Genomic DNA, 7,511 nt, shown 5'->3' on the forward strand with positions numbered 1-7,511 from the left:
TGCACATCGCCGAAATTCTTCAGGAATCGATGTCAGCAGTCGACTGAGGGGATCGAGTGATCTGCTTGGATCACTCCCATTTCCCAGACGAGGTCTGAAACTCACAGGATCGCTCGGACCGCACCACTTCTGAAAATAGGAAGGCGTTCTTCCATGAAAGATGGATTCCTGGGAAATCATGCCTCTTTCATGCTGGATGCGATCGTTGTTGCCCTGGTCCTGCTGGTTCCCGTTCTGATCTTCAGCCTCTATTCGGTCAAGTGGAAGCGACGCTTTCAGCGTCATCGGAACCTTCAGCTGGCATTGGCAGTCACGCTTCTGGTGGCCGTGTTTGCCTTCGAGTTTGACCTGCACTGGGTCCAGGGAGGTTGGAAGAAGGTCGTCAGCAAGGGGCCCCCACTTTCAGCCGAACAGGCTGATACGATTCGGCAGGCACTGCGGATCCATCTGATTTTTGCCGTGACGACCCCATTTCTGTGGGCCACGACGATCATTTGCGCCCTGCTGAGATTTCCGCATCCCCCTGCCCCCGGGAAGCATAGCAGGCTGCATGCCCTCCTAGGTTGGACGTCCGCAGTAGATTTGCTGCTGACATCTTTGACGGGGCTGGTATTCTATTATGTGGCGTTTATCAACCGCGGTTGAACCCACTTGAGACGGAAGGTGCCGCTGTGTCCCCGGTCGCACGTCGTCAAAACTGTTGCAAATTCATTGTGGCGATCGGCCTTGTTCCATCGCTTGTGCACGCGGACCCGAAGTCGAGTGGCCCTCACAATTCCGCCGTCGATGTCATCGTGCTGAAGTCCGGGCGCACTCTGCGCGGGCTCGTTGCCAGCAGCGACCCCAAGGCGTATCTGACACTCGTGGTTTCGCGAGACTGGCTGTCGGCTGCCGACCCACAGGGCGCTGCTGCCGTCGTCAAAACGAATGTGGAGTCCCGCCAGCGCGCGCGGATACAAACGCGTGACCGGATCAGACAACGTTTAGATGCAGGTGATGTCCCGGCGGGAATGAGTTTCTTCTTCAAGCAGGAACTGGAGCGACTGGACCGCTTATTGGCCAAACCGCCGGACGAAGACCCTGATTTTCTCTGGTACGACATTCGCCCCGCATCAATTGCCAGAATGGTGCGAGCTCAAGGGGATCGTCGCCTGATTGCGACTCATGCCTGGAACGCCCGGATCACTCACGTCGAAACTCGTGAAGTTGCGTCACTGCAGAAAGAGTTGACCGACCTCGGAATTCACTTCGAGGCGCCGGCCCAAGAGTTCATCAAGCAATTGCCGGGACGAGTACAAAGTGATGCGGAATGGGCGGCACGATGTGCGCTCCTGGAACATGGGCTGGTTGAGGAACTCAACTTCCAGGGGACGGGGGATGTGATCAGTCGCACGAAAGCGGGGGAAGCCGCAGATCTCGTCCAGGTGATCCCGCAACTGCTCGAGCAGCAGTGGAACTCGCTGTTGAAGGATCTCGGGAACGATTTTTCGGCACCGAAAAAATATCACGACCAGTCGCGGTGGCTGGCGAATGCCATTCGTCAGGCACAGACACTCAAGCGACGCGGATTTCGCGTGACACGATTGGAGATTGATCCGGTCGGCTTACGTGTCCGGGTCGATTCGCGGTTTGTTGTCCAGGTGGCCGAGGGGGATTGGCGGACGATCTGGAGCCAGACAGAGGTGGGCGATGCGGCTCAGCCACGTCCTCAGGCGGAGGCGAGAATCGAAGATGATCCTCAGGTGAAGTCGATCAAGCAATCCCTGGGTGCCCTCGGGCTGGTCGATGCCGAGTCCATGCGGCGGGCGATCCGGTTTGGTGCCGCAACGATGTCCACGCAGCAGAAAGTGGATACCCGCTTCGAGGAATTTCGCGAAACCTATACGAAGGCTCTGGATGGCCCTCCGATTCAGCTCTACTCCATCAGCGCAGGAGCGACCGAGTGAGAGAGGCTCTTCTAACCGCGATGATTCTGATCGCCTGTACTTTCAATTCATCGACCCGACTTTGCTGTGCCGAGGACAATACGCCGGTCGATCCCGCACTGGGTAAACGAGTGGCGGAACTACTGGCGGTGGGGTTCGAAAGGGGGCCTCAACAGTTGGCCAATGCGGAGCGACTTTATCTGCGCCTCAAGGCTGACGCACCGGACGATCCCCGTATCGATTATGCGCAAGGGTTGGTCCTCTGGAAGCAGTTGAAGAAGAAAGAGGCACTGGAAAAATTTCAGGCGGTCACGCGATCAGAAGGGGTGATGTATCACGCCGCCTGGAAAGCCGAGATCTGGACCTGCTTCGTCTCAAAGAATGATGACACCGGATATTCCCGCCTGATGGAGTTTGCCAAGCGGATTACGAGCGGGGACGAGTCCTCGTCTCATTCGGTAGACGCCGATGTTCGCTGGATCGGCACGATCATGGCCACACTGGGTCTTACGTGTGAAACAAAAGAGCGTCGAGAGGACTGGTTACAGGCGGAAGCGAAGCTGGCAGAAATTCTGCCTGAAGAACGCATGGAGGGATATCTCGCCGGAAAAACCGAGATCCACATGAAGCATGCAGAACTGGAAAGCGAAATCGAGCAGGCACGGGAAAAGGTGAAGCAGCAGCGGGCCGCACAACTGGAACGCAAACAGGCTCGCCTGCAGAGGTCACTGGACGGAGCGAAGGTAAAACGAGAGGGGCTGAAGAAGTCTGCAGCGGAAGCGAAAGAGACCTTCGCTGAGAAAACGGCTGAGTTTCAAAAATCAATGGACCGGCTTGAGAAAGAGTACACTCTTGTCGATCGACGAGCCCAGGTTTTAGTGAGCTCGATTGCACTTCTCGATCAGCAAGTGGCGATGCTGCGGGAGACGACCCGCTTAGCAGGGCGCCGGGTGGATGAAAGGCGTCTGGAATTCGGACTCACTCAGTTGCTCAATCAGCGCGGTATCTACCAGGCTGAGTGTATACGGTCTGTCGCCGCAGCAGAACAGCTCGCCAATACGGCTCGGACCCTGCACCAGGCCTATGCGGCGGAGGTGGACCAATACGAAAAGGCGACGGGGGAAATTGTCAAAGCGGATGTGAACATGGATACCTGGACGGAGAGAGCCTTAAAGCAGGCGGATGATCTGAAAAAAACGCCAGTGAAGCCCGTGGTTCCAAAAGGGAAGATTCAGATGGTCCGGTCGTTTCGTACCTACATCGACCTGGACCTGAATGCCGAACGGGACAGTCTGCTTGAGTCATATGGGATCGTGACGCCAGAAGGGGACGTCGAGTGACGTTCCCGCCCCCGCACCTTTTTCGCGGTTTCTTACAGGGGGGGAAAACGTCCACGACTGCCCCAGTCCCACTCCGCTGGTGCGGGGCGGGGAACTCGTGATCTCGCCGTGGAAAGAGACTCTGTGCAACAGCCCGAGCGGCCGCCGCTTGACGATCGGGCCGATTCTATTTCCCGCCAATGACCGACGGAGTGAATGCGAATTTGATGATCTGATCTCTCATCGCGTACCCGGCAACCAGGGTAATGGAAACAAACGCGATCCACAGACAGATGTCGAGGAGCAGCGGAGGTGTCAGACGCCGGTCGAGCTTTCGGTAACGGAAATAAATTGTCGACGCGGTGATAATCGGCAATGTCAGTGCCTGTCCAAAGCCCCCCACCACCACCATCCACTTCGGCTCTTTGAATGTCAGGAACAGACCGAGAGCAATGACGGGAATGAGCAGCGAGATCCAGTGGATCGCACGAGCGCGTTCGTGCGGTTGTCGATAACGGGCGATACCGGCCAGACTCATGAGATCTGCCACCAGCCGTGCATTTCCGGCGGATGACAGATACAGCGTCTTAAACAACACAGCACCCGCTCCAATCAGAAACGCAACCTGAGTCCACGTTCCGAAGGAATCGACAAACATTCTCGACAGGGTCAGGATCATATCTTTACCCTGTGGGGCCAAGCCCTGGCTATGAAGGACTGTCGCTCCCATGAAATAAAAGGCGACGGTCGAAATGGTAAAAACGATCATGCTGACCCATGCATCCAGATACATGACGCAGATCCAGCCGCGAGCCCGGTTCACCCATTCCTGACTCTCGTCAGACCGGCCGGCATATCTCGCATAGCCTTTCTCGAGGCACCAGTAGGGGTAATAGAACAGCTCTGCTGCGCCCACTCCGGTGATTCCAAAAACTCCGAATGCGACCGCAATCCCTTCTGCGGGAAGACCGAACGTCAACCCCTTGGCGACATCGTTCCAGGGGATGGGGAACCGAGTCGCCGGGAGGGCCATCGCAGCCGTCACGGTGACCAGAGTCAGTCCCACAACCAGAAATGTCGTCACGGACTCGATTCTCTGATAGCTGCCGCTCCAGAGCAGCAGAATCGCTGTTAGACAGGTCAGGATGGCCCAGGGATAATCAGGGCGTTCGCTGACGATCCTGGCCAGTGCAGGGAACGAAGTATCGAACAGGCTGACGAGTTGTTCGCTGAGGCCGGGGAATGCGAGGTGCAGGGACTGGCCCACGGTGCCCGTCATGGCACCAAGCTGAAACACAGTCGTGGACATCATCACGAACCACCACCAGCAGATCCAGTTTGCTCCCAGACGAGGTCCGCCCAGTTCATTGACTGCCCCGAGGGTCGGTTTTCCAGAGGAAATGGCGTAACGACCCAGCTCTGTCTGAACAAAGACCTTGATGACGCAACTGAACAGGATCAGCCACAGGAAGACGAATCCGTGTTTTGCACCGAGAGAAGTTGTCAGCAACAGTTCTCCGGACCCGACAATCGTTCCCGCGAGGATGATCCCCGGACCGATCTTACGCAGCGCCGTCAGCAAAGACTGTGGCGGTTCCTGAATCGCGTCTGCCGGAAGCGCATACGGATCATACTCGACGTCTTCAATCATCAGAGACTCTTTCGGCTGCCAGCAAATTGAAAATGGGAGGGGTGCATTCTCCGTGATGGCGCTGACAAAGCAAGCGTAAGCGGAGATTGATTCATCCGATCAGTACCTCTCGTCGAAGCCGGTTTCGAGGTCTCTCGCGAAGACCCTTTCCGACGAGAGTGGCCGTCGGAGTCCAGCCGTTAACCCCAATGCAATTCCCGTGAAGTCACTTGCTCGCGGGCAGCGGATAACTTCGGGATGAGGCGTGCAGGAATCGGGCGGTCGGGAACCGTGACTGTGATTGTCACGGGCGTGTGACGACGTCCGTGCAGGTCCGAACTGCGGTCAGAGAGTTAATCGAGACTTTTATGAGGAGCTTCTGTGCCCTGAGGATCCCTAAGTGATCACATTCGTCACAACACGACCTGCGGAGATCGGGAGCGGCCGATTGAGCTTATCGCGCACTTCTGTTTGAGGATTAATCCCCAAGAGTTCAAACACGGTCGCCATGAGATCGTCGAGCTGGACGGGGTCCTTGTCCGGATAGGCAGCCTGCTTGTCGGATACGCCGTGGACGAATCCCCGTTTGGCACCACCACCGGCCAGCAACACCGAGTAGCACTGCGGCCAGTGGTCGCGACTGATATTGTCGTTGATCCGCGGAGTGCGACCAAATTCGCCCATCCAGACGATCAGCGTGCTTTCCAGCAGCCCGCGTTCCTTCAGATCCGTGATTAAGGTCGGAAGCGTCTGGTCGGTTATCGGAAGCAGGTAATCCTTGAGGATGGGATACATGCGGGTGTTATCGAAGCCATGCGTGTCCCAGCCCCCGTCATTGCGACGACCACCGATGCTATTCGCAAAGTAGACGTTCACAAATTTGACACCCGCTTCGACGAGGCGACGGGCAAGGAGACAGCTTTGCCCATACGTCGTTCGTCCATACTTTTCCCGGATGGCCTGAGGTTCGGCGTCGAGGTTGAACGCATCCCGGACCTTGGACGAATTCAGCATTCCCATCGTTTTTTCGTAGTAGGCATCAAGTCCGCGTGCGGCCGGGTTCTGTTCGAGCTCACCAATCTGCCGATTGACCAGTTGCTGGATCTGACGCCTGTCCTGCAACCGCTGAGCATCAAGTCCATTGGGCAAACTGAGTTCCGGGAGAGCGAACCGGCGATCGTTGGGATCGGACGTGATCAGCAACGGATCATGGCCTTTTCCGAGAAAGCTGGCGTGCTGACCCGGTGTGATTTCACCGTCGCGCATCACGTGCGGAAAGGCGACGAACGTGGGCATGCCGTTGGTGTTGGGGGAAAGCCGATCGACGACCGAACCGTATGCAGGAAACAAATCCTGCGAGTCGCGCAGCCGGATGTCGTCGACGGGGGGAGCGTGGCCGGTCAGTGCGTAATAGGCGGCAGGATTGTGATTCTTCATCGTGTGATACACGGTCCGAATCACGGTGATCTCGTCCATGACCGCTGCAGTCTTTGGCAGTTGATCGCAGATTTGAATTCCGGGGGCAGCCGTGTCAATAACCCCATAATGGCTACGAACTCCGGCAGGTGCCATGGGCTTGGGATCGAACGTGTCGAGGTGACTGGGCCCGCCGAACTGGTACAGGAAGATTACGGATTTTGCACGGCCCGTTCGGACGGCGGGTTCTTCTGCGGCCCGGATCATGCGAGGCATCGTCAGACCAAGCATTCCAAGTCCGCCAATCTGCAATGCCTTCCTGCGGGGAAGAATGAGTTGGGGTGTTTGTCTCAATGTCATCTCCGTTGCCTCTGCATTGCGGGTTGTTGAATGAATCAGCTGCGTGAAGCACTTTTGAGCGTGCTTGTCGCACTCCCTGGCAGACAGCTATCGCCGCAGAAGGAATTCGTGCGAGTTCAAAAGTCCCCAGACGATGTCTTCCAGTGCAGCACGCTTGTTCTCGGACTGGTTTAGAAACTGCGTGATGCCGGCCAGTTCTTTCTCTGTCGGCGGCCTTGTGAGTGCGCTCCAGTAGAGTTCGGTGATCACCTGCTCGGGGCGGTTGTTCTCTCCGCTCAGGTTGCTGAGGCGGTTCGATTTGGCGGTCAGCATTCGATTCACGAGTGAACCGCTCACGAGCTGGAATGTCTGCCCCAGTGTGGATTCGTCGGATCGTTCACAGTCACAGGATTGCAGGCGAGGTGGTCGACCAAACAGCCGGAGAAATCGATCCGCTTCCGTCAGCCCGTTCTCTCTGGTCTTCATCGCGTTGATCCCGGGGATTTGTCCCGCCCGTCGACCTGGTGGATAGCCCGAAAATTCCAGTGGAACCTGCAGCATCAGGCTCGTCGCGTCGAGTAGCTGTTCTGCAGAGTAGCGATGGACGTAGGCACGGCTGAAGTTCGATTCATCGTCTCGATTGGTCTCGTTGATGGTGGATGAGAGCTGGTAAGTTCTGGAGTTCAGGATCGCTCGCAACAGACGCCGTAAATCGAATGCCGGGATTTGAGCAGTGAGATCGGACGACGGTATCGCTCCGCCTGGATTCGATTCGGAGCCAGGCGTCTTGCCAGACACCAGGTATTCCGAGATTGCCTTGAGCAACGCCGGGTTTGACGGCGGGTTTGTCGCCCGAAAATCATCGATCGGGTCCACGATCCC

General features: G+C 56.9%; 6 protein-coding genes. 3 read left to right on the forward strand and 3 right to left on the reverse strand.

Translation table 11 applies throughout. The features are described from left to right. Positions 1 to 153 precede the first annotated feature (153 nt). From VGE80_RS21975 to VGE80_RS21985, 3 genes are read left to right on the forward strand one after another with little or no spacing between them, the layout of a single operon-like run. A complete protein-coding gene (locus tag VGE80_RS21975; RefSeq protein ID WP_440594133.1) occupies positions 154 to 645 on the forward strand; it encodes a DUF420 domain-containing protein in 492 nt (163 codons plus the stop codon). A 26-nt stretch (positions 646 to 671) separates the two neighbouring features. Continuing rightward, complete coding sequence (locus tag VGE80_RS21980) at positions 672 to 1,946, forward strand: hypothetical protein (protein WP_440594134.1); 1,275 nt, start codon at positions 672 to 674, stop codon at positions 1,944 to 1,946. Further along, on the forward strand, positions 1,943 to 3,265 hold the full coding sequence (locus VGE80_RS21985; protein WP_440594135.1) for a hypothetical protein: 1,323 nt from the start codon (positions 1,943 to 1,945) through the stop codon (positions 3,263 to 3,265). The genes VGE80_RS21980 and VGE80_RS21985 overlap by 4 nt, the downstream gene beginning before the upstream one ends. A gap of 166 nt (positions 3,266 to 3,431) precedes the next feature. Here VGE80_RS21985 and VGE80_RS21990 read toward each other — a convergent pair whose 3' ends face one another. From VGE80_RS21990 to VGE80_RS22000, 3 genes are all read right to left on the reverse strand, one after another. Further along, a complete protein-coding gene (locus VGE80_RS21990) occupies positions 3,432 to 4,895 on the reverse strand; it encodes an Nramp family divalent metal transporter (protein WP_440594136.1) in 1,464 nt (487 codons plus the stop codon). Positions 4,896 to 5,270: 375 nt separating this feature from the next. Beyond that, the gene (locus VGE80_RS21995) at positions 5,271 to 6,650 is read right to left on the reverse strand and encodes a DUF1501 domain-containing protein (RefSeq protein WP_440594137.1); all 1,380 of its coding nucleotides are present in this window, start codon (positions 6,648 to 6,650) and stop codon (positions 5,271 to 5,273) included. Between the two features lie 87 nt (positions 6,651 to 6,737). Next, the coding region (locus VGE80_RS22000) for a DUF1553 domain-containing protein (RefSeq protein ID WP_440594138.1) at positions 6,738 to 7,511 on the reverse strand (774 nt) is incomplete at its 5' end.

The sequence above is a fragment of the Schlesneria sp. genome (genome assembly GCF_036405755.1).
GTDB lineage: Bacteria > Planctomycetota > Planctomycetia > Planctomycetales > Planctomycetaceae > Schlesneria > Schlesneria sphaerica.

Bases quoted from the DNA above. Each gene is read 5' to 3' on its own strand.
- VGE80_RS21975 (WP_440594133.1), top strand. From the start codon at position 154: ATGAAAGATGGATTCCTGGGAAATCATGCCTCTTTCATGCTGGATGCG.
- VGE80_RS21990 (WP_440594136.1), bottom strand. From the start codon at position 4,895: ATGATTGAAGACGTCGAGTATGATCCGTATGCGCTTCCGGCAGACGCG.
- VGE80_RS21995 (WP_440594137.1), bottom strand. From the start codon at position 6,650: ATGACATTGAGACAAACACCCCAACTCATTCTTCCCCGCAGGAAGGCA.